This is a genomic window from Delftia sp. GW456-R20 (genome assembly GCF_001622915.1).
GTDB classification, from domain to species: domain Bacteria; phylum Pseudomonadota; class Gammaproteobacteria; order Burkholderiales; family Burkholderiaceae_C; genus Comamonas; species Comamonas acidovorans.
In genome coordinates this window covers 199401-219771 of sequence record NZ_LWCN01000003.1, presented here as the reverse complement: position 1 = coordinate 219771, position 20371 = coordinate 199401, and the positions used below count along the sequence as shown (strand labels likewise).

Sequence of the window (20371 nt, the reverse complement as noted above, 5' to 3'; positions counted from 1 at the left end):
AATCCTATATACATACGCGGTGTATGTAAATAATCATGCACGCCGTATGCAAGGAGATTGGCCATGGTTCGCCGCACCCGCGCCGAGATGGAAGAAACCCGCGCCACGCTGCTGGCCACGGCCCGCAAGGCCTTTGGAGAGCAGGGCTACGCCGATGCCTCCATGGACGATCTCACCGCGCAGGTGGGCCTGACGCGGGGCGCGCTGTACCACCATTTCGGCGACAAGCAGGGCCTGCTGGCGGCCGTGGTCGAGCAGATCGATGCCGAGGTGGATGAACGCCTGAAGGCCATCACCGCCCATGCCCAGGATCCCTGGCAGGGCTTTCGCAGTCGCTGCCAGGCCTACCTGGAAATGGCGCTGGAGCCTGAAATCCAGCGCATCGTGCTGCGCGATGCGCGCGCGGCTTTGGGCGGTGCGCTGCCGCAATCGCAGCGCCACTGCATTGCGTCCATGCAGGCGCTGATTGCGGACCTCATGGCGCAGGGCATCGTGGCCCGGGCCGATCCGCAGGCGCTGGCATCGCTGATCTACGGCAGCCTGGCCGAAGCGGCTTTCTGGATTGCCGAGGGCGAGGATGCCGACCTGCGGCTGGAGCGCGGCGCGGCGGCGCTGGACCTGCTGCTGGGCGGGCTGCTGGCCCGGCCCTGAGCGGGCCACCTGGCCGCATTCTTGTGCGCGTGCCTGCGAGATTCGGCATGCTGGCGCACACCTCGCTACAAATCTGCGATGCTCAGTCGCTTTTCGTTCCCGACTTGGATACAGACGGCGGGGCCTGGCGCCAGGCCCTGCGGACAACAACATGCATGTTCTCTTGGTGGAAGACAACGCGCTGGTGGCCAGCGGCGTGCGAGCCGGCCTGCAGCTGCAGGGCTTTGGCGTGGATACCGTGGCCTCGGCCGGGCAGGCGGATGCGGCCATCCGTTCCTCGCATTTCGATGCCTGTGTGCTGGACCTGGGCCTGCCGGACGAGGATGGCCTCTCGCTGCTGGCGCGCTGGCGCGGCCAGGGCCTGCAGGTGCCCGTGCTGGTGCTGACGGCGCGCGATGCCGTGTCACAGCGCATCGAAGGCCTGCAGACCGGCGCCGACGATTACCTGGTCAAGCCCTTTGACCTGCACGAACTGGCGGCGCGCCTGCATGCGCTGCTGCGCCGCGCGGCCGGCCGCAGCGTGGACTGGATCGAGCTGGGCGAGGTGCGCATCAACCCCGCTGCCGGCCACATCCAGCGCCAGGGCCGCACGGTGGAGCTGTCGCGCCGCGAGTGGTCGCTGCTGCGCGCGCTGCTGCAGTCGCCGGGCCGCATCCTGAGCACCGAGCAACTGCGCGACAGCCTCTACGGCTACAGCCAGGACGTGGAGAGCAATGCCGTCAACGTGCATGTGCACCACCTGCGCCGCAAGCTGGGCCATGAACTGGTGGAGACGGTGCGCGGCGAGGGCTATCGCCTGGGCCTGCACCCATGATGCGCAGCCTGCGCGTGCGCCTGCTGGCATGTCTGTGCCTGGCGCTGTGCACGCTGTGGGGCGGGGTGGCGGCCTGGATGTTCTCGGACATGCGCAACGAGCTGCGCACCGTGCTGGATGACCGGCTGATCGCCTCGGCGCGCATGGTGGCAGGCATCGTCCACCAGTTCCGGCCTGCCCGGGAGCTGCCGCAGGACTGGAGCCCCATGCTCAACGTGATCGCGCGCGACGGCGTGGCCTGCGAGGTCAGCCTGGTGCGCGGCGAGGTCCAGCCCGTGCGGCCCGAATCGGCCCTGCCGCAGGTGCTGGCCAAGACCGAGGGCAGTCCCGTGTTCCCGCAGAGCATGCCGCTGGGCTTCTCGACCATCATCAAGGGCGGCAAGCCCTGGCGCACCTATGTGCTGGAGGACCACGGCGTGCGCATCGCCACGGCCGACCGCATCGATGTGCGCGAGGGCCTGATCCACGGCTTTGCCTACACCATCGTCCTGCCCTTCGTGCTGGCGCTGCTGGCCAGCATGGGGCTGATGTGGTGGGCCGTGACCCAGGGCCTCAGGCCGCTGGAGGCCCTGCGGCGCGAACTGGCGCGCCGCCCGCCCGGCGACGACTCGCCCGTGGCCCAAGGCCTGCAGACGCGCGAGCTGGCGCCGCTGGTGGGCACGCTCAACCAGCTGCTGCACCGCGTGCGCGCCGCCATTGACCGCGAGCGCCGCTGGAGCGACGACGCCGCCCATGAGCTGCGCACGCCGCTCACCGCCATCAAGACCCATGTGCAGGTGGCGCAGATGGCGCTGGCGGCGCCCGGCATGCCTGCCGGCCTTCTGGCGGCGCCGCCCGGCTCCATGGCCCGCGATTCGCTGGCCCAGGCGGGCGAGGGCGTGGAGCACCTGCAGCACACGCTGGAGCAATTGCTGCTGCTGGCGCGGCTGGAGCAGCATGAACCTGGCGCTGCCTCCGTGCTGGCCTGCGGCGATGCGCCTGCCGATGCGCTGCAGGCGCTGGACAAGGCCTGGCAACTGGCTGTGAATGCCGTGAGCGCCCAGACCCCAGCGCCCGCGCTGCGCACATGGCTGGACAACGGCCAGCCCGTGCAGGACTGGCCTCTGGCCATCTCCGAGCCCCTGCTGGTCTCGGCCCTGCGCAATCTGCTGGAAAACGCCCTGCGCCATGCGCCGCAGCATCCCGTGGAACTGGCCGTGCGCCCCATTGGCACTATGCCGGGCAAGACGCAGCAGCCGGGCACAGGCTATGTGGAGTTCACCGTGGCCGACCACGGCCCGGGGCTCAGCGCCGAGGAATGCGAAGAGGCCACGCGCCGCTTCTGGCGCAAGCGTCCCCAGGAGCATGGCAGCGGCCTGGGACTGCCCATCGTGCAGCGCATCGCCGAATGCGCAGGCGGCTGCCTGCTGCTGCAGCCGCGCAGCCTGTGGCGGCCCGAGGAAGGCCAGGCCAGCGGCCTGGTCGCGCGCCTCTACCTGCCGCTGGCGGACGGTCCGGGCCCGCAGGCCCCGGCCGCCGGCCCATTAGCGCCGGCCCATTAACGCCGGCTTAATCTCGGTTCCGTATCGTGCGGGCCTGGCTGGCCAGCCCTGCGGGCATTGCGCCTTGCGGGGCGGCGGCCGGTATCCCTATTCGATCCTGTCCGCTGCAGCCGTGCGCTCCTGGGTGCGTGGCGCGGACGCATGGCAGGGCAAATGCCTCTTCCCACGATGATCCGCATGAACAAACAGACCCTGTCCCGGTCGTGCATCGCCATCGGCATCTGCATGCTGATGGGCAGCGCCTGGGCGCAAGACGCCGCGCCCAAGGCACCAGCGCCCGCAGCAGCGCCCACAGCTGCGGTGCAAGGCAGTGCAGCAGCCGGCCAGAAAATCGCCCAGTCGGGCACGCCCCAGGGTGCGGCGGCATGCGCCACCTGCCACGGCGCCAAGGGCGAGGGCATGGCGGGCTTTCCGGCCCTGGCCGGCCAGCACGCCGGCTATCTGGCGCGCCAGCTCCAGCACCTGGCCGACGGCAGCCGCCAGGCCCCCGTGATGGCGCCCATGGCCAAGGCCCTGTCGGCCCAGGACCGCGCCGATGTGGCCGCCTATTACGCCAGCCTGCCGCTGCCCATCCAGCCCGTGCGCGGCCCCCTGCCCAAGGGCAAGGACGATGACGGCGCCTGGCTGGTCGAGCGCGGACGCTGGGCGGACGGCATTCCCGCCTGTGCCCAATGCCACGGCCCGGGCGGCGTGGGCGTGGGCGCCGATTTCCCGGCCATCGGCCACCTGACGGCCGACTACATGCAAAGCCAGGTCGCCGCCTGGAACAAGGGCCAGCGCGAGGCCGGACCGCTGGGCCTCATGGGCAAGGTCGCGCAAAAGCTCACGCCCGCGGACATCCAGGCCGTGGCGGCCTACTACGCCCGCCTGCATGGCGCCAGCTCCAGCACCAGCACCGCAGCCACGGCCTCCGCGCCAGCCAAACCCTGATGGACCGGGAGCCGAACATGTCCGACACACAACCCACCCGCGCCTCTCAAAACTCCAATACCGCCGAGTACGTCGTCGTCGCCTGCCTGTTCGCCGGCCTGGCGGGCGCGCTCGCCTATGGCATGTACATCAGCCAGCCAGACATGCCACCTGCGCCGGCCCGCGTGGGCGCGGTCCCCGCTGCGGCTGCCACCGCAGCCAGGGCCGATGCAAATGCGAATGCCCAGGTCACCTCCCAGGCCGTGAAAGTGGCTGCCGACGGCGGCGCCTTCACACCCCCCGGCGCCCGCGACATCCCCGACACGCCCATGGGTGAGTGGATTCGCCGCGGCGAGGCCATCTTCCTGCGCACGCCGGCCAACGCCGTGGGCTTTTCGGGCAACACCCTCAACTGCGTGAACTGCCACCTGGACGCAGGCCGGCTCAAGGGCGCCGCACCCATGTGGGGTGCCTACCCGCTGTACCCGGCCTACCGCAAGAAGACCAACCACGTGGACACCTTCGCCGAGCGCGTGCGCGGCTGCTTCATGTACAGCATGAACGGCAAGGCCCCCGACGACGGCCACGACATCCTCGTGGCGCTGGAGGCCTATGCCTACTGGATGGCACAGAAGGCGCCCACGGGCGAGAAGCTGCCGGGCGCGGGCTTCACCAAGGTGGGCAAGGCCGCGCAGGAGCCCAGCTTCGAGCGCGGCGCCAAGGTCTACGAGGCCAAGTGCGCGCTGTGCCACGGCGCGCAGGGCCAGGGCCAGGAAGCGGGCGGCGTGACCGTGTTCCCGCCGCTGTGGGGCAAGCAGTCCTACAACTGGGGCGCGGGCACGCATGAGGTGGACAAGGCCGCCAGCTTCATCAAGGGCAACATGCCCTACGGCAACCCCACGCTGGACGACCAGGAAGCCTGGGACGTGGCCACCTACATCAACAGCATGGAGCGCCCCCAGGACCCGCGCTTCACCGGCAACGTGGCCGACACGCGCAAGCAGTTCCACGACACCCCGTTCTCGCTGTACGGCACCGAGGTCAACGGCCGGCTGCTCAAGGGTCTTTGAGCAGGTCGGACAGGCAACGGCAGGCCGGGCGCAGGCCTGCGTTGCCGTGCATGGCAGGGCGCTGACGGCCGCCCTGCAAGCGCATCTGAGCCGGTGCGGCCTTTGCACCAGACGGCGTACGGTCATCGGTTTGACGGCCAGCATTTCATGATTTAATAAGAATCATTCTCACTGATTTGCCAGCGCATCCGGCTTGCATCGCAGCACACCGCCTTGCCGGCAAGCCAGGCCCGTGCCGCACAGGGCCATGCGCAAAGGCCTTCGCGCGACCACCGCGCAATGCTCAGGTTTGCCGAGGAAACCATGACCCAGACCTTGGACGACATTCAGCAACTGGCGCATGAGCACCAGGTGCTGCTGCGTGGCTACGGCCACGCCCAGTTGCGCAGCAGCGAGCTGCTGTGCCTTCAAGCCCAGGAAATAGAGAGGCTGCAAAGGCTGGTGATCCGCCAGCGCGCGGCCTTGATGGCCAAGGAAACCCAGCTGCTGTGGGCGCGCGAGGAGCGCGAGGCGCTGGAAAAGGCCATCCCCGGCCTCTCGCGCCGCGTCACATTGGCACGGCGCGTGGAGTCGCTGCTGGTGCGCGTGCAGGACCTGTTGCGCGAGCGCGCACGCTGGCAGCGCCAGACGGCCGCGCCCGTGGCACAGCCCGCCATGCCTGCGCGGGAGCCCGAGCAGGACGCCGAGGCCTTCGAGGCCAGCCTGCGCGAGGCCGATCTGGTGATCTGCCAGACCGGCTGCCTGAGCCACGGCGAGTACTGGCGCGTACAGGACCATTGCCAGCGCACGGGCAAGACCTGCGTGCTGGTGGAGCAGCCCGATGCGCTGCGCATCGTCCGCATACACCGGGGTGCCGAAGGCGGCGACAACCCCGCCATGACACTGACACACGGAGACACCACCGCATGACACGCAGCAAGATGCCCCTGAGCCCGGGTGGCGAACCCGAACTGCGCAGTGTCGGCCTGAAGGCCACGCTGCCGCGCATGCAGGTGCTGGAAATCTTCAGGCAGAGCGCATCGCGCCACCTGCATGCCGAGGATGTGTTCCGCCTGCTGGCCGAGCGGCGTGCCGAGGTGGGCCTGGCCACCGTCTACCGCGTGCTGTCGCAGCTGGAGGCCGCAGGCCTGCTGCTGCGCCAGACCTTTGAAAGCGGCAAGGCGGTGTTCGAGCTCAATGAGGGGCCGCACCATGACCACCTGATCTGCCTGCAGTGCGGACGCGTGGATGAATTCAGCAACGACCACATCGAGGCGCTGCAGCACCAGGTGGCCCAGGCCCACGGCTACCGCCTGGCCGACCACCGCCTGGCCCTGTACGGCCATTGCGGCGCGTGCTCGCAGCTGCCACCCGAATCACCGGCACAGCCCGTGCAGGCAAGGCAGCCTGCGCTGCAGGACAACGAATGAGCACCAACGACAGATCCCTGACCCCCGAGCAGCGCGCCGCGCTGGACCTGCTGATGTCGCGCCAGTCGCGCTGGCCGCTGCAGGAGCCGGCGCCCGGCCCTGGCGTGATCGACACCGTCATCGACGCGGCCTTGCGCGCCCCCGACCACGGCCAGCTGCGCCCCTGGCGCTTCGTGCTGGTGCAGGGCGATGCGCGCCATGCGCTGGGCGAGGTGTTCGTGCAGGCCGCCAAGGCGCGCGACCCGCAGGCCGACGCCGAGCGATTCCGCGCCAAGGCCCTGTCGGCCCCGCTGATCATCGCGCTGGGCGTGCACCTGCAGCCCGAACACAAGGTGCCTGAAAGCGAGCAGCTGCTGGCCGGGGGCGCTGCCGCCATGAACATGCTCAACGCCCTGCACATCCTGGGCTTTGGCGGCTTCTGGGCCAGCGGTGCCAACAGCCACGATGCGCGCGTGCGCGAGGCCCTGGGATTCGAGCCCCATGACCGGCTCGTCGGCCTGCTGTATGTGGGCACGCCCGTCTCGGCCGGCCGCGAAGCCCTGCGGCCGCCGCGCAACCGCTTTGTGCGCGAATGGCAGCCCGGGCAAGACCTGATGCAAGGCCGGGTCCTGGCCCTGTCCTCCAGCGCGGCCGACGAAGGCTGATCCTGGTTCCCTGAAACAAGGATGCCCGGCTTGACCGGGCATCTTTCGTTGCGGCTGCGCAATCGGCCTAAGCCGCCGTCTCGACCGACTTCAGCTGGTAGATGGCATAGAAGTGCACGCCAAAGGTCCAGCGGAATGCCGGCCCCACCAGCGAGTAGGGCGGGCCGTAGCCTTCCATCACCTGGTGCGCGGCCACCAGCTGCAGGCGCGGATGGGCTTGCGCCAGATCGGCCTCGCGGCGCAGGCCCCAATGGAACTGGGCCTGGGTGAGCCGGACAGAGGGGTGCTGGCTTGCGCGCCCGGCGGCCAGCCAGCACATGGCGTCGAACACCAGTTCCGAACCCGGCGGGCTGCATTGCGCAAACGTGGTCCACAGCGCCTGTATCTGCTCTTTTTGCAGGTACATGGAAACGCCTTCGGCCATCATGAAGACGGCAGGCCCTGACCTGTCGGCCGGCAGTCCCAGCCGCTGCCACCAGTCGGCGTCGGCCAGGTCGAATTCGCGGATCTCCTGGCGCTCCGATTGCCTGGGCAGCAACTGCCCGCGCAGTGCAACGACCGGCCCCAGGTCCGCATCCGTCATGCGCATCTGCCCGTTGTCCAGCCATTGGAAATAGTCGCTGAGGCCGCAGCCCAGGTTCACCACATGGCCCTGCGGCTGGCGCCGGAGAAAGTCCTGCGCCAGCGCGCGAAAGCAGTGCGTGCGCGCCAGCACGCCGTAGATGCTCTGCCTGTCCTGAAGCCAGCGGCTGCCGTCGTCGCCCAGTTGGGTCAGGGTGTCCAAGGCATGGGCATCGCTGACGGCCATGCCGGGAAACAGCCGGTCGCCCAGGGCGCGGGCGGTCAGCGGAATGCGCAGCGTCTCGCTGACGTCGGACAGTTTTTCCTGCCGGGGCATGGAGGGCGGCGCATCGGTGAAAGCCGGGCCGGCCGACGGTGCAAGAGGTTCGGGCATTGCTCGCTCCTGTGGTGCGCTGCAGGCCAGCATGCCAGGCCTGCGCACGTCATGAACCAGTTAACGGGAATCATTCATATTGGCTTGATGCAAGGCTGCCACGGCACGACCCGCGACGTTTCCAGGGCCATCATGCGCGAAGTCCGTTCAGAACCGGCAGTCCGCAGTCTGCACCAGTTGCGCAAAGGCGCCGCCCAGCGTGCGGTTGTGGTGGCCGATGATGAGCTCGGCCTGCAGCAGCGGCGAATCGGTGGTGGTATGGGCATCCGCCACCAGCACCGGGCGAAAGCCCAGGCCGGCTGCGGCACGGCAGGTGGTGTCCACGCAGAACTCGGTCTTCATGCCGGCGATGACCAGTTCGGCAATGCCGGCTTCGGCAAGCCAGGTGGCCAGGCCGGTGCCCTCGAAGCAGCTGGGCCGTGTCTTGTCGAAGACGCGGTCCCGCTGCGCATCGATGCCCAGCTGCGGCAGCAGCTGCGTGAGCGGGCTGCCCGGGGCGATCGGCGAGCCTGCAGGGCCGGTGTGGCGCGCAGCGAAGATGGGCGCGCCGGCTTCACGGGCGCGGGCGATCAGTTGTCGGGTGTTCGCCAGTACGCGGTCCTTGTCGAACGGCGCATCGCTGCCGTTGAAAAGACCTTGCTGCATGTCGATGACGAGCAGGGCACGCCGTGGGCCGTCCGGTGCGGCCGTCGAGGAGGGGGAGGAAGCGGCGGATGGGGCGGAAGGGGCGGACGCGGCGGAAGGGGGAATCTGCATGAAGTCTCTCCGGTGATGCCCTGGATGCACGGAGAAACGCAAAGGCCCCGTCCATCGTGGGCGGGGCCATGGGGGATGGTGGCTGCCTTGCGGCGCTCAGGTATCCGTCCACGGTCCGCCGTTGGCGGTCGTGGTGGTGGTCGTGAGGCGGTGCGTGGCAAAAACCATCCGCGCATCCTGAGGCCGGCGATGCGGCCTGTCAACCCTTGCGTGCGCGGGCCTGGCCCTCACGACTTGTTGACCTTGTGGTCCTCGCCCTTGGCTTCTTCCATGGCCTCGGGCTCCAGCTCCTCGGCGGAGCGGTTGAGGTGGATGAAGGCGCCCCAGCCCAGCAGCAGGACACCCACGGCGCTGACCAGGGCGGCGGGGTAGAGCAGGTGGGCGGGTTCTTCCTGCGTCTTGAAGGCGGCGACCAGTGCTTCGACGGCCAGCGCGACGACCAGCACCACCAGAAAGCGCGAGAGAAAGCGGCGCACGCGCGTGGGGCCGCTGATGTGGGCCTCGCGGATGACTTCCTCTTCGGTGATGGTCTGGGCGATCTGCAGCGCAACCACGCCGGAGGCCAGGATGCCCAGCGCCTCGACGATGCGCAGGCCCGATTCGCCATCCACGCCATGCGCCATGGCGTTCCAGCCCTTCAGGCCCGCGATCCAGAGCAGGGCCACGGCGGCCAGCGAAAACAGCAGCGCGATGAGGGCGTGCAACACGGTGAAAAGGGTATGGATGGCTTTCATGGCAGAGGGCGGGAAGTGGGCCGTGGCGCATGTTTCCACGGCTGCGGCGCGCCGCTTGTAGGAAGCGGCGAACAGCGGTGGACAGGCGGCCTGCCTGTCTGCGGTTCACGGGCATGGATAGAATCCGAGGACCATGTCCAGATGGTTCATCGCGGTTTTCTCCCTGCACTTCGTCGTCAGCGTGGCCTTGTCCACGCTGGGGCTTGCGCCATTGCGCGCCTTGCCGCACGAGCCATGCGAGCCGCCCGGTGTCCACCCGCGCGCCGCCTGCGCCGGCCCGGAGCGCGCGGCGGCGCCGCGGGTGGACACGGTCTCCCTGCTCGATGACTTCGACCACGCGCTGATGGACGATCAGCAGGACCTCCCCGATGTCGTGCACGCCGTGGACGGCATGCCGGCACCCCGCCTGCAGGCCGGGCGCCACATCACCGCCAGCCTGCGCGAAGGCCCTTGGCGCAGCCTGGCCCCGCCCGATCGGCCTCCCCGGGCAGCCTGATCCCCCATTGCCGTTTTTCTGACCTGCAGTGCCCTGCGCCTGCGGTGCCTCTGCCGCTTCGGGACCCTGTCCTGAATGCCCGGCTGCCGGGCTGGCCCCTGGCTTTCCTTCTTCCCGGACCCATCGCCGCATGGGCCCTTTCTGCCGCAACTGCGGCTCCCGGTTCCCACAACACGCATCATGGAAATTGCCATACTTTTTGCGCTGATCCTGCTCAATGGCGTCTTCGCCATGTCCGAGATCGCGCTGGTGACGGCGCGCAAGGCGCGCCTGCAAAAACTCATTGACGAGGGCGATGCCGGCGCCGCCGCCGCCGCGCAGCTGGGGGCCGACCCCACGCGCTTTCTGTCCACCATCCAGATCGGCATCACCTCCATCGGCGTGCTCAACGGCATCGTCGGCGAGGCCGCGCTGGCCGCCCCCCTGGCCGAGTGGCTGCAGCGCATGGGCGTGCCCGCGCCCTATGGCGGCTACACGGCCACGGCGCTGGTGGTGGTGCTGATCACCTATTTCTCCATCGTCGTCGGCGAGCTGGTGCCCAAGCGCATCGGCCAGACCTACCCAGAGACCTTTGCGCGCCTGATCGCACGCCCAGTCAACTGGCTGGCCCATCTGACCAAGCCCTTCGTGGTGCTGCTGTCCGTGTCCACCCATGCGCTGCTGCGCCTGCTGGGCGTCAAGGAAAACAGCGGCAGCGCCGTCACCGAGGAAGAGATCCACGCCATGCTGGCCGAAGGCACGACGGCCGGCGTCATCGAATCGCACGAGCACACCATGGTGCGCAACGTGTTCCGCCTTGATGACCGCCAGATCGGCTCGCTCATGGTGCCGCGCAGCGACGTGGTCTGCCTGGATGCGGATGCGCCGTTCGAGGACAACCTGCGCGTGATCGAGCAGTCCGACCACGCGCGCTTTCCCGTGGTGCGCGGCGGCATGGACTCCATCATCGGCGTGCTCAACGCGCGCCAGTGGCTGTCGCGCGCGCTGCAGGGCAAGGAGCAGGGCCTGACCGACCAGCCCATGCAGACCGCGCTCTATGTGCCCGAGACCATCACCGGCATGGAACTGCTGGAGAGCTTTCGCCTGTCCGACGTGCACATGGCCTTTGTGATCGACGAGTACGGCGAAGTCCAGGGCATCGTCACCCTGCAGGACCTGGTGGAGGCCATCACGGGCGAATTCCAGCCCCGCGATCCGCGCAACTCCTGGGCGCTGCAGCGCGAGGACGGCAGCTGGCTGCTGGACGGCCACATCCCCGTGCCCGAACTCAAGGACCGGCTGGAGCTGGCCACCGTGCCCGAGGAAGAGCGCGGCCGCTACCACACGCTGGCCGGCATGGTCATGCTGCTTACGGGCCGGCTGCCGCGTGTCACCGACACCGTGCAATGGGAAGGCTGGCGCTTCGAGGTGGTGGACATGGACGGCAAGGCCATCGACAAGGTGCTGGCCATGCGCGTGGACGTGTCGCTGCAGGTACCGGGTGGCGAAGACGGCGGTGCGGCCCATGCCGCGCGCTGAACGCCGGGGCCCGCGCGGCGCATGGAAACTGCTGGCATGCGCAGGCGCCGTGGTCTTCATGGCCGCCTGCCTGGACGGCGTGCAGGGCTATCCGCAGCAGCAGGCGCCCATCATCAGCCCCTACGACATGACCCAGGAGCAGCGGCTTGCCGAAATGAACGCCATGGGCGCGGCCGGCCATGCCGACCATCGATGGACCTACGAACTGCGCCCCGGCTGCGTGCTGCGCGTGGACCTGGACGGCCCGCAGGGCCCCAGGCCTTCGCATGACATCGCGCTGCTGGGCAGCGTGGTGGCCGTCACGGCCCAGCGCGAACGCGGCAGTTTCCGCGTGGAGCTGCAGCCCGGCGACGGCCTGCAGGCCGCGCGCTCCCTGGTGCTGGAAAGCGCCAAATGGGCCGACGCCAGCTGGACCCAGCTGCTGCTGCGCCTGATGCAAAAGGGTTGCGTGGAAATGCAGGGCCGCCCGCACGGCAGGACCACCAGCAGGCACTGAGAGGCCACGCAGAGCGGAGGGGATCGGCAGGCCAGGCAAGTGCGGCTTGCCTGGCCCCGCAAATGAAAAGCGGCACCGAAGTGCCGCCGGGTAGAACGCGGGGCACAAGGCCCCGCGCCAAGGCAGATCGCCGGCTTACTTGGCCAGCGTCAGCGTGCCCTTCATCAGCGCGGAGTGGCCGGGGAAGGAGCAAAAGTAGCTGTAGGCCTCGCCGGCCTTCAGGGCGGCGGTGGAGAAGGTGACGGAATCGCTCTCGCCGCCGCCGATCACCTTGGTGTGGGCGATCACGCGGGCATCCTTTTCCTTCACGAAGTCCTTGGCCGCGCCAGCGGCGATGCCGTCATTGGCCACGGGCTGCAGGTCGGCCGTCTTGCTCAGCACCCAGTTGTGGCCCATGGCCGTCTTGGGCAGCTTGCCCACGTGCTTGAGCTTGACCGTGAACTGCTTGCAGCTGGCGGGCACGCTGATGGTGGGCTTGTTGAACTGCATGGCGTCATTGCCTTCGATCTCGACGGCGCAGTCGGCGGCCAGCACAGGCGCGGCGACGGCAGTCATTGCGAGGGCCAAGAGGACGGGCTTCCATTGCTTTGCCATTGTTTTCTCCTTGAAAAGCGGGTGAGGTGGCTGGCATCCGAGGGCCATGGACCGGCAGACGGTCTGTCGCCATGGATGCCTTGTATGGCTGCCCCAAGCATAGACAGGATCGGGGGCGGCAGGTTGATTTGAATCAAGTCAAAAGAGTTCGAAGACTTGCGCTTGGAGCATGCGGTATGGCGTCGCGCATGCAGGGCATGCATTCGGGCTGCCGCAGGAAAACGGTTTTGCCGCCCGTGGTCTTTTGGCGACGGGCAACCCCACAGCTCGCATGCCTCTACTCACGTCAGTCACATTTGGGTACGATTGCCGAAAATAGAGGGAATGTATGAGATTGCTTGTTTTCATAGGCTCGATCATCGGCGCCATCTTTCTGCTGACGGCGTTCTTCGTCGACAGCTCCCATCAACAGGCGGCGCTGGCGGCCATGGCCTGCGCCAGCGTCCTCATTCCCTATGTGCTGTTCAGATTGCACTCGATCGCCGTCGAGCATGACCAGCTCGACCAGATCCTGCAACTGGTGCGAAAGTCCGGTAGCCAGGGCGAGGGGCTGGCGCAGGGAGGCGATGGGCCCCCTGAGGCGAGCGGGCCTGTGGCGCCCAGGTCCTGGATGTCCTGAGGCCTGGCATCAACAGGTCTGGGGGGTGTCAGGCGAACTGCACCACCACGCGCCGGTTGGTGCGGCTTTTCTTCTCGATCTTGGTGACGGCCACCGTGCCTATCTCGGCCGTGCTGCGCACATGCGTGCCGCCGCAGGGCTGGCGGTCCAGGCCAGGGATGTCGATGATGCGGATCGTGGAGGTGCCGCCTGGGGGCGCGGCGCCTGCGGTGCGCACCAGGTCGGGCTGTGCAGCCAGTTGCTCGGGCGTGATGCGGTCCACGTTCACGGCATGGCTGGCGGCGATCAGGGCGTTCAGGCGCTCCGTCAGATCGGCCTTGTCCAGCGTGGACTCGGGCAGGTCGAAATCCAGGCGTGCCGAGTCCGGCGAGATGCTGCAGCCCGTCACGGGCACAGGCACCAGCACGCCCAGCAGGTGCAGGCAGGTGTGCAGGCGCATCAGCCGGTGGCGCCTGGCCCAGTCAATCACCACCTGGACACGTTCACCCACCTGGGGCGGGGCATCGGTCTGCAGCACATGCAGGATGCGCTGCCGGTCATCGGCATAGACGGTGTCGATCAGCGCCAGGCTGCGTCCGTCGGCCAGGGTCAGCGTGCCGGTGTCGCCGGCCTGGCCGCCGCTGCGGGCATAGCAGACCGTGGCATCGAGCTCGATGCCTTCGGGGCTGACGGCCGTCACGGTGGCTTCGCAGCGGTCCAGGTAGGCGTCGTCGTCAAAGAGCTTGTGCGTCTGGGACAGGGGCATGGGGTGTCTCTGGGGTCATGTCGCGGTCCATGGTATCGGCGGCATGGCAGGGCCGGGCAGTACGCCTGGGCGAAAAGTCCCCAGTACAGTCCATGGCCCGCAGCGGTGGCAGTCGCCTGCTTGACAGCCTGTCAAGTGGCGGTGCCCGCGACCTGACAAGATCGGCGCCCGCACCGCGTGCGTGCCGGGGAACAATGGCGTGGCCGTTGCGGATGGCGCTACAGATTTTTCCAAAGCTGACGACATACGCAGGGCATGAATCTGTGAGTTTTCCGAGGGACTGTCCGGATGGATCAAGAACTTATGCTTCCGTCCGGTGCAGGCTCCACCCCCGTCTCCATCCCGGCAGGCCCTGGTTTGCGGCTGCCCACATTGTTCATCTCCTCATCTTTATGAGCACTACCGATCTTCACGCGGCTTCCCTGAGCGATCTCTATGACCAGCTGCATGAAAGCCTCAGCGACGAGGCCTTTGCCGCCGAACTCGACGCCCGCCTGCATGACGGGCGGGCCGACGAGGTACGCACCTTCCTGCGCGGCTGCGAGGAGCGTTGTCTCAACATCCTGGGGCATCTGAGCGGCAGCGACGCACCCTGGTCGCGTGACGGCGATCGCTGGCTGGCCTTTGCGCGGCTCACCGTGCCGCGCGGCCATGTGCTGTCGGGCCGCAGCGAGGAGCTGACCAATGCACATGTGGCTGCCGAAGTGCGCGTGCTGGCCGAGCAATGGCTGGCCCACGCCCGCAGCGCCGACCTGCCTGTGTACAAGGGCATAGGCTTGGTGCTCGGCAGCCTGCTGCCCTGGCTCAGCTATCCCGGCATGCCCTATGACGAGGTGACGTCCACGCTGGACTGGGCGCTGGCGCTGCGCGAGGAGGCCGGGTTCCGCCGCAACCATGAGTACCACGCGGCCTGGAAGCCCCTGGTCGCCCAGCTGAACGATGCCGACCTGCTGCGCTACGCCGCCGTGGGCGGCAAGCTGTTCGACGATGTGCTGGACCACTACCGCAACGAGCGCCAGCCCAGGCAGCCCAAGGGCCAGGGCTGGAAGGACTGGCTGCCTTTCTTTGCCGAGCATCCCCAGCTCTTCGACAAATCCTACATAGATGATCCCGACCTGATCGGGCAGCGCTGGGCCAGTGCCGGCGCGCCCCGGCGAGAGGAACTGGCCGCGCTGCTGCTCGGCCAATTGACCTACTCCCAGCGTGCCGAGCGGACGAGTGCATTGCAATTGCTGGACCGCCTGGTGGCCGAGGATCCCGCGCCCTTTGCCAAGCAGCTGCGCGAGAACGGCCGCTACCAGATCAGCCTGGCGCTGGCCATGCATGTCATGAAGCACGACGATGCCGCCTTGCTGCCCCTGCTGCTGCCCGCCATGGCCCAGCGCTGCGACCGCGAGGACGAGCTGCGCCGCTACCGCAGCGTGATCCGCGAACTGGTGACCCGCCGCCCGGCCGATCTGGCCGAGGTGCCTGTCAAGGATCTGGTCAATGTGCTGCCCGTGCTCGACACCGCCAGCCTGAAGGCCGCGCTGCCTGCGCTGACCGCCATCATCACCGGCAGCAGCGCCAAGGGCCTGCGCGCCGCCATGGCCGGCCTGGCCGCCCATATTCCGCTGGCCAGCTTGGTGGATGCCGGCTGGCTGAACAAACCGCCCAAGAACCTGCTGCTGACCTGCCGCGACGTGCTGCTGGCCCACCCCGACCCCGCTGTCGGTCCCTTGCTGGCGCAGTTGCTGGCCGGCGGCAAGCTGGATGCGGCCTCGGCCAGCAGCGTGCAGCAGCGGCTGCAGCAGTTGGGCCTGACAGGGCAGGGCGCCTCGACATCGGAAGAAAGCCAGGCAGATGCCGCATCGCCAGCGTCTGCCGCTGGCGGCGTGGATCTGGAAGCCCAGATCGCTTCCATCAAGCGCCTGAGCGCGGCCATCAAGCCCTTCGATACGCCCGAGCTGCTGGCGCTGTGCGCGCCGCTGTCCGAACACGCGGCCCGCGTGCTGCTGCATGTGTCCGCCATTGCCGAAGGCGGCCTGCCGCCGCTGGCCGGCGAGCTGCTGGCGCGCATTCCGGCCGACAACCGTGCCCGCCTGGCGCTGGCCCTGGTGCAGCAATGGATTGCTTCCGAGGGCGAGCCCAAGCAGCGCTGGGCGCTCAGGCTGCTGCCCGGCCATGCCGATGACCGCGTGGTCGATGCGCTGGTGGCCGCCGTCCAGGCCTGGAACCGCCCGCGCCTGCAGCGCGCGGCCGCCGCCGTGGAGCATCTGGGCGAGGTGGACAGCCTCTACGCTCTGCTGCGCGTGCAGGAGATCTCCGAATCGCGCTCGCTCAAGGACCAGGTGCAGCGCACGGCGCGCATCGCCCTGCGTGCCGCCGCCGCGCGCCGCAAGATGAGCGTGCCCGAACTCTTCGACGAGCTGACGCCGGACTTCGGCCTGGGCCAGGGCCTGACGGTCACGGTCGGGCCGCAGAGCTACCGCGTGGAGCTGCAGGGCGATCTGAGCCTGCGCGTCATCAACGACAAAAACAAGGCCAGCAAGACCATTCCTGCGGTCAAGGACGAGGCGCTCAAGCCCGAATGGGAGGCCGCCACCGCGCAGCTCAAGACCCTGACCACCAGCCTCAAGACCGTGGTCAAGCAGCAGTCGCCGCGCATGCTGGCGGCCCTGGTCAGCGGCAAGCGCTGGCCGCTGGATCGCTGGCAGCGGCTGTTCGTGGCCCACCCGCTGCTGCGCATCGTGGGGCGCAGCCTGATCTGGCGCGCAGAGGATGCGCCGGGCCTGGCGCGCACCAGCTTCCGCCTGGCCGAGGACTTCTCGCTGGTCGATGTGGAGGATGAAACCGTGGCCCTGCCGGCTGGCTGCAGCATCAGCCTCTGGCACCCGGCCACGGCCCAGCCCGGCGAGCGCGAAGCCTGGCAGGCCTACATGGCCGACTATGAGCTGGAGCCCCTGGTCGACCAGCTGGGGGCCTGCGCCGAGCAGCCCGCGCCAGGCCAGTTCAAGAACGGCATGCTGCTGCCGCCCGCGCCGATCACGCTGGCGCAGGAGCAGCTTGGCGGCCTGCTCAAGAAATTCGGCTACCGGCCCGGCCCCGTGGGCGATGGCCCCAGCATCAACGAGCATGTGTGGCGCCTGCCCGCGCTGGAGCTGAGCCTGGAGCTGTCGCACGGCTATTTCCCGCCCTACCTGGACCTGGGCCTGCCCGTGGCCGTGGAAGGCCTGCGCGTGCACGACCTGAGCAAGGAGTACGGGGCCAGCGCCGACCCGGCGCGGCTGCCCAAGCCGCTGCTGGCCACGCTGCAAGGCCAGTGGCTGGCCCTGGCGGCCAAGGCGGCTGTTTGAGCCTTTGTGAACCTTTGCTCCCTTGAAACGTTGGCCGCCCGACCGCCCATCACCCAAGACTCCACAGACCATGAGCAACAACGAGACAGCAGCGCTTCCCCTGCAGGCTTTGTACGAACTGCACACGGCCGCGCCGGCCGGGCGCGAGGGCATGCCGGCCTTTGCCGCCGAACTGGCAAAGCGCCTGGCCCAGGGGCGCGATGCCGAGGTGGCGGACTTCCTGCGCGACAGCAGCAGTCTGTGCCAGGAACGGCTGCACCAGTTGCCCGGCGAGCATGCGCCCTGGCAGCGCGACCACGCGCTGTGGCTGGCGCTGGCGCGCATCAGCCTTCCGCTGGGACAGTTCTATGGGGGCAACTCGGGCGTGCCCCGGCGCAGTGCCGAGCTGACCGCGGAGCTGACGGCACTGGCCCGCGCCTGGCTGGATGACTGGGGCAGCCGCACCCACCAGCCCTGGAGGCTGCGCGATGGCTACGACCTCGTGCTCAGGCAGGTGTTTGGCGTGCTGGGCCATGAAGGCATGTCCAGTGCCGAGATCACCGGCCTGCTGCGCTGGGCGCGGGAACTGAGCGCAAAGGCCGGCATTGCGCCCGGCGCGCAGTACTACTGCCACTGGCAGCACCTGCTGCACCAGCTGCCCGAGCCCGAACTGCTGGCCATGGCCATCGAGGACGGCGGCGGCCAGCTCAGCCGCGACATCGTCCAACGCCAGCTGCCGCTGCAGCGCACGCGGCCTGCAGGGCAGCGCTGGGCGCTGTGGCGGGATTTTTTTGCGCAATTCCCCGCCGTGCTTGACCAGCTGCGCCTGCCCGAGCCCGTGCTGATTGCATCGCGCTGGGAGACGGCCGATGCCGCGCGCCGCGACCTGCTGGCCCAGGACCTGTTCAAGGCCTTGTGCTTTGCTTCGGACGATGACTGGCCGCATGACCGTGTCCTGGTGGAGCGCATGCTGCAGACCGATGCCGCGCCCCTGGTCGCCTGGTTCAAGCAACTGGGCCACCTGGCGATCAATCCCGTCGTGGCGCAGCGGCTGTGGGACGCCCGGTGGCCGGCCCTGCTGCCGCTGCTATTGCCGGCCTGCGCAGACGGCTGCAAGCACGAATCCGACCGCGCCGGCTACGCCCCGGTGGCCGAGACCCTGCTGGCCGATCGCCCTGGCGACCTGGCCCGGCTGGCCGCCGGCCCGCTCACGCACCTGCTGCCCGCGCTGCGGGTGGACACGCTGCAGCGGCTGCTGCCGCAACTGGGCAAGGCCGCCTCCAGCAGTGCCTCCAAGGGCTTGCGTGCGGCGCTGGCACAGGCCCTGTCTGCCTTGCCCGTGGATGCGCCCCAGGCCGCCGGCTGGCTGGCCAAGCCCAACAAGAACCTGGTGCTGGCCTACCGCGATGTGCTGGTGGCCCATCCTGATCCGGCGTCTGGCAGCCTGCTGTCGGCACTGCTGTCCGGGGGATTGCTGGAGGTGGCCGAGCAAGGCCCGGTGCAGGCGCGCCTGAAGGATCTGGGTGCCGCAGCCCCGGTTGCGGACGCAGCCAGGCCACCTGCCGGCGAGGCCGCGCCGGCAGGCAGCGATGGTGCCGGCTCCCTGGCAGAGCTTGAAGCCCAGGCCGCCAGCCTGCAGCGCCTGTCGCCCGCCATTGCCGCGCTGGACCAGCCGGCGCTGCTGGACCTGCTCGCGCCCCTGTCGGCCCAGGCCGCGCGTGCGCTGCTGCACCTGGCGGCCACCAGCCCGCAGGAGCTGCCTGCGCTGGCCCACCAACTGCTGGCCCAGGCCGGCGCCGAGAACCGTGCGCGGCTGGCCCTGGCCCTGGTCCAGCACTGGGTGGCTGCCGATGGCGCGCCCGAATCGCGCTGGGTGCTCAAGCTGCTGCCCGGCGCGGCGGACGACCGCATCGTCGATGTGCTGTCCTCGGCCGCCCTGGCCTGGCACAAGACGCGCAAGGAGCGCGCTGTGGTCGCGCTGCAGCAGCTGGGCCGGCTCGACACGGTCTATGCCCTGTCCTGCGTGCAGGCCCTGGCCACCGGCAAGACGCTCAAGCCCAGCGTGCTGGCTGCCGCGCAGGCCGTGCTGGCCGAGGCCGCCGCGCGGCGCGGCATGGCGCTGGCCGACCTCAGTGATGAGCTGACCCCGGACTTCGACCTGGGCCGGGGCGTGCAATTGCAGGTGGGCGCGCAGACCTATGACGTGCTGCTGCAGGGCGACCTGTCGCTGCGCCTGCGCACGCCGGCCGGCAAGCTGGTGCGCAGCCTGCCGGCCCTGGCCGACGAGGGCCTGCGCACGGAGTGGGATGCGGCCGACGCGCGGCTCAAGACGCTGTCCAAGGGCATCAAGGCCGTGCTGCAGCAGCAGGCGCCGCGCCTGCAGTCCTGCCTGATGCTGGGACGGCACTGGCCGCTGGACACCTGGCGCCGCCTCTTCCTGGAACACCCGCTGCTGCGCGTGGTGGCACAGGGCCTGGTCTGGCGGGTGGAGCCCGCGGCGGGCCAGCCGTTCAGCCTGCGCATTGCCGAAGACCTGTCCCTGGTCGATGCCCAGAGCGATGCGGTGCAACTGCCGGCCGAGGGCCGCATCGCCCTGTGGCACCCCGCGCAGGCCACCGAACAGGAGCGTGCGCAGTGGCGTGAATGCCTGGCCGACTACAGCCTCAAGGCCTTGATCGAGCAGGTCGATGCGCCCGCCGACCTGCCGCTGGCCAGCCAGTGGCAGCAGGAGCTGCTGCAGCCCCTGGCACCGATACGGCTGACGCAGCAGGCGCTGGACGGCCTGGCAGGGCCATGGCGCTTTCATGCCGGCCCCGTGTGCGATGGCCCCGGCATCTACCTGCACCTGCGGGACTTTGCCGTGCAGCGCTGGCGCGTGGAACTGCTGCACAGCGCGGCCATGCCGTACTACGAGCCCGGCCATGAGATCGACATCGAAGGCTTTGCCCTGCGCGACATGGCCGCCGACCGCCTGCTGCCCCCGGCCGAATGGCCGCTGCCGCTGCAGGCATCGCTGTGCGCCATGCTCCAGGCCCTGGCCTCGCGCGCTGCGGGCGCGGCAGCCGCAGCAGCTGCAGCCCAGGTTTGACTCCCTCCAGAACCCCTG

Annotated in this window: 19 protein-coding genes; 14 read left to right on the top strand and 5 right to left on the bottom strand. The window is 69.1% G+C overall.

Going from position 1 to position 20371, the window contains the following annotated elements:
- The first annotated feature begins 63 nt into the window (after positions 1 to 63).
- The 8 genes from A4F85_RS02325 to A4F85_RS02290 all read left to right on the top strand — a co-directional run bounded on the left by A4F85_RS02325 (position 64) and on the right by A4F85_RS02290 (position 7038).
- Positions 64 to 651, top strand: a complete 588-nt coding sequence (locus A4F85_RS02325; protein ID WP_013802038.1) for a TetR/AcrR family transcriptional regulator — start codon at positions 64 to 66, stop codon at positions 649 to 651.
- Between the two features lie 151 nt (positions 652 to 802).
- Entirely contained in the window at positions 803 to 1465 is a 663-nt protein-coding gene (locus tag A4F85_RS02320; protein WP_012206042.1) for a response regulator, read from the top strand.
- A complete protein-coding gene (locus A4F85_RS02315; RefSeq protein ID WP_063325534.1) occupies positions 1462 to 3006 on the top strand; it encodes an ATP-binding protein in 1545 nt (514 codons plus the stop codon). The genes A4F85_RS02320 and A4F85_RS02315 overlap by 4 nt, the downstream gene beginning before the upstream one ends.
- Positions 3007 to 3174: 168 nt before the next feature.
- On the top strand, positions 3175 to 3936 hold the full coding sequence (locus tag A4F85_RS02310; protein ID WP_063325533.1) for a c-type cytochrome: 762 nt from the start codon (positions 3175 to 3177) through the stop codon (positions 3934 to 3936).
- 17 nt (positions 3937 to 3953) lie between these two features.
- Positions 3954 to 4985 carry a c-type cytochrome gene (locus A4F85_RS02305; RefSeq protein ID WP_063325532.1) on the top strand — a complete coding sequence of 344 codons (1032 nt, stop codon included), beginning with the start codon at positions 3954 to 3956 and terminating at the stop codon, positions 4983 to 4985.
- A 303-nt stretch (positions 4986 to 5288) separates the two neighbouring features.
- The gene (locus tag A4F85_RS02300) at positions 5289 to 5894 is read left to right on the top strand and encodes a DUF2325 domain-containing protein (protein WP_063325936.1); all 606 of its coding nucleotides are present in this window, start codon (positions 5289 to 5291) and stop codon (positions 5892 to 5894) included.
- Positions 5891 to 6394 carry a ferric iron uptake transcriptional regulator gene (fur, locus tag A4F85_RS02295; RefSeq protein WP_012206037.1) on the top strand — a complete coding sequence of 168 codons (504 nt, stop codon included), beginning with the start codon at positions 5891 to 5893 and terminating at the stop codon, positions 6392 to 6394. The genes A4F85_RS02300 and fur overlap by 4 nt, the downstream gene beginning before the upstream one ends.
- Complete coding sequence (locus A4F85_RS02290; protein WP_063325531.1) at positions 6391 to 7038, top strand: nitroreductase family protein; 648 nt, start codon at positions 6391 to 6393, stop codon at positions 7036 to 7038. The genes fur and A4F85_RS02290 overlap by 4 nt, the downstream gene beginning before the upstream one ends.
- Before the next feature lie 67 nt (positions 7039 to 7105).
- On the opposite strand, the gene A4F85_RS02285 is transcribed toward A4F85_RS02290, so the two are convergent.
- The 3 genes from A4F85_RS02285 to A4F85_RS02275 all read right to left on the bottom strand — a co-directional run bounded on the left by A4F85_RS02285 (position 7106) and on the right by A4F85_RS02275 (position 9483).
- The gene (locus tag A4F85_RS02285) at positions 7106 to 7993 is read right to left on the bottom strand and encodes a class I SAM-dependent methyltransferase (RefSeq protein WP_063325530.1); all 888 of its coding nucleotides are present in this window, start codon (positions 7991 to 7993) and stop codon (positions 7106 to 7108) included.
- A gap of 147 nt (positions 7994 to 8140) precedes the next feature.
- Positions 8141 to 8749, bottom strand: a complete 609-nt coding sequence (locus A4F85_RS02280) for a cysteine hydrolase family protein (RefSeq protein WP_082848094.1) — start codon at positions 8747 to 8749, stop codon at positions 8141 to 8143.
- 227 nt (positions 8750 to 8976) lie between these two features.
- Positions 8977 to 9483, bottom strand: a complete 507-nt coding sequence (locus A4F85_RS02275) for a hypothetical protein (RefSeq protein WP_012206033.1) — start codon at positions 9481 to 9483, stop codon at positions 8977 to 8979.
- Between the two features lie 133 nt (positions 9484 to 9616).
- Between A4F85_RS02275 and A4F85_RS02270 the strand changes: the two genes are divergently transcribed.
- From A4F85_RS02270 to A4F85_RS02260, 3 genes are all read left to right on the top strand, one after another.
- On the top strand, positions 9617 to 9979 hold the full coding sequence (locus A4F85_RS02270) for a hypothetical protein (protein WP_063325528.1): 363 nt from the start codon (positions 9617 to 9619) through the stop codon (positions 9977 to 9979).
- Positions 9980 to 10159: 180 nt separating this feature from the next.
- On the top strand, positions 10160 to 11497 hold the full coding sequence (locus A4F85_RS02265; protein WP_034394633.1) for a hemolysin family protein: 1338 nt from the start codon (positions 10160 to 10162) through the stop codon (positions 11495 to 11497).
- Positions 11484 to 11993 carry a hypothetical protein gene (locus A4F85_RS02260; protein ID WP_063325935.1) on the top strand — a complete coding sequence of 170 codons (510 nt, stop codon included), beginning with the start codon at positions 11484 to 11486 and terminating at the stop codon, positions 11991 to 11993. Before A4F85_RS02265 ends, A4F85_RS02260 begins: the two co-directional genes overlap by 14 nt.
- A 135-nt stretch (positions 11994 to 12128) precedes the next feature.
- Here the strand turns inward: A4F85_RS02260 and azu are convergent, their stop codons facing one another.
- Complete coding sequence (azu, locus tag A4F85_RS02255) at positions 12129 to 12587, bottom strand: azurin (RefSeq protein ID WP_012206029.1); 459 nt, start codon at positions 12585 to 12587, stop codon at positions 12129 to 12131.
- Positions 12588 to 12915: 328 nt separating this feature from the next.
- Between azu and A4F85_RS02250 the strand changes: the two genes are divergently transcribed.
- Positions 12916 to 13206, top strand: a complete 291-nt coding sequence (locus tag A4F85_RS02250) for a hypothetical protein (protein ID WP_043821386.1) — start codon at positions 12916 to 12918, stop codon at positions 13204 to 13206.
- A 28-nt stretch (positions 13207 to 13234) separates the two neighbouring features.
- Here A4F85_RS02250 and A4F85_RS02245 read toward each other — a convergent pair whose 3' ends face one another.
- Entirely contained in the window at positions 13235 to 13951 is a 717-nt protein-coding gene (locus A4F85_RS02245) for an alanyl-tRNA editing protein (RefSeq protein WP_063325527.1), read from the bottom strand.
- 392 nt (positions 13952 to 14343) lie between these two features.
- On the opposite strand from A4F85_RS02245, the gene A4F85_RS02240 reads away from it, so the two are divergent.
- On the top strand, positions 14344 to 17286 hold the full coding sequence (locus tag A4F85_RS02240) for a DUF4132 domain-containing protein (RefSeq protein WP_063325526.1): 2943 nt from the start codon (positions 14344 to 14346) through the stop codon (positions 17284 to 17286).
- Between the two features lie 70 nt (positions 17287 to 17356).
- Entirely contained in the window at positions 17357 to 20353 is a 2997-nt protein-coding gene (locus A4F85_RS02235; protein ID WP_063325525.1) for a DUF4132 domain-containing protein, read from the top strand.
- Positions 20354 to 20371: the final 18 nt, after the last annotated feature.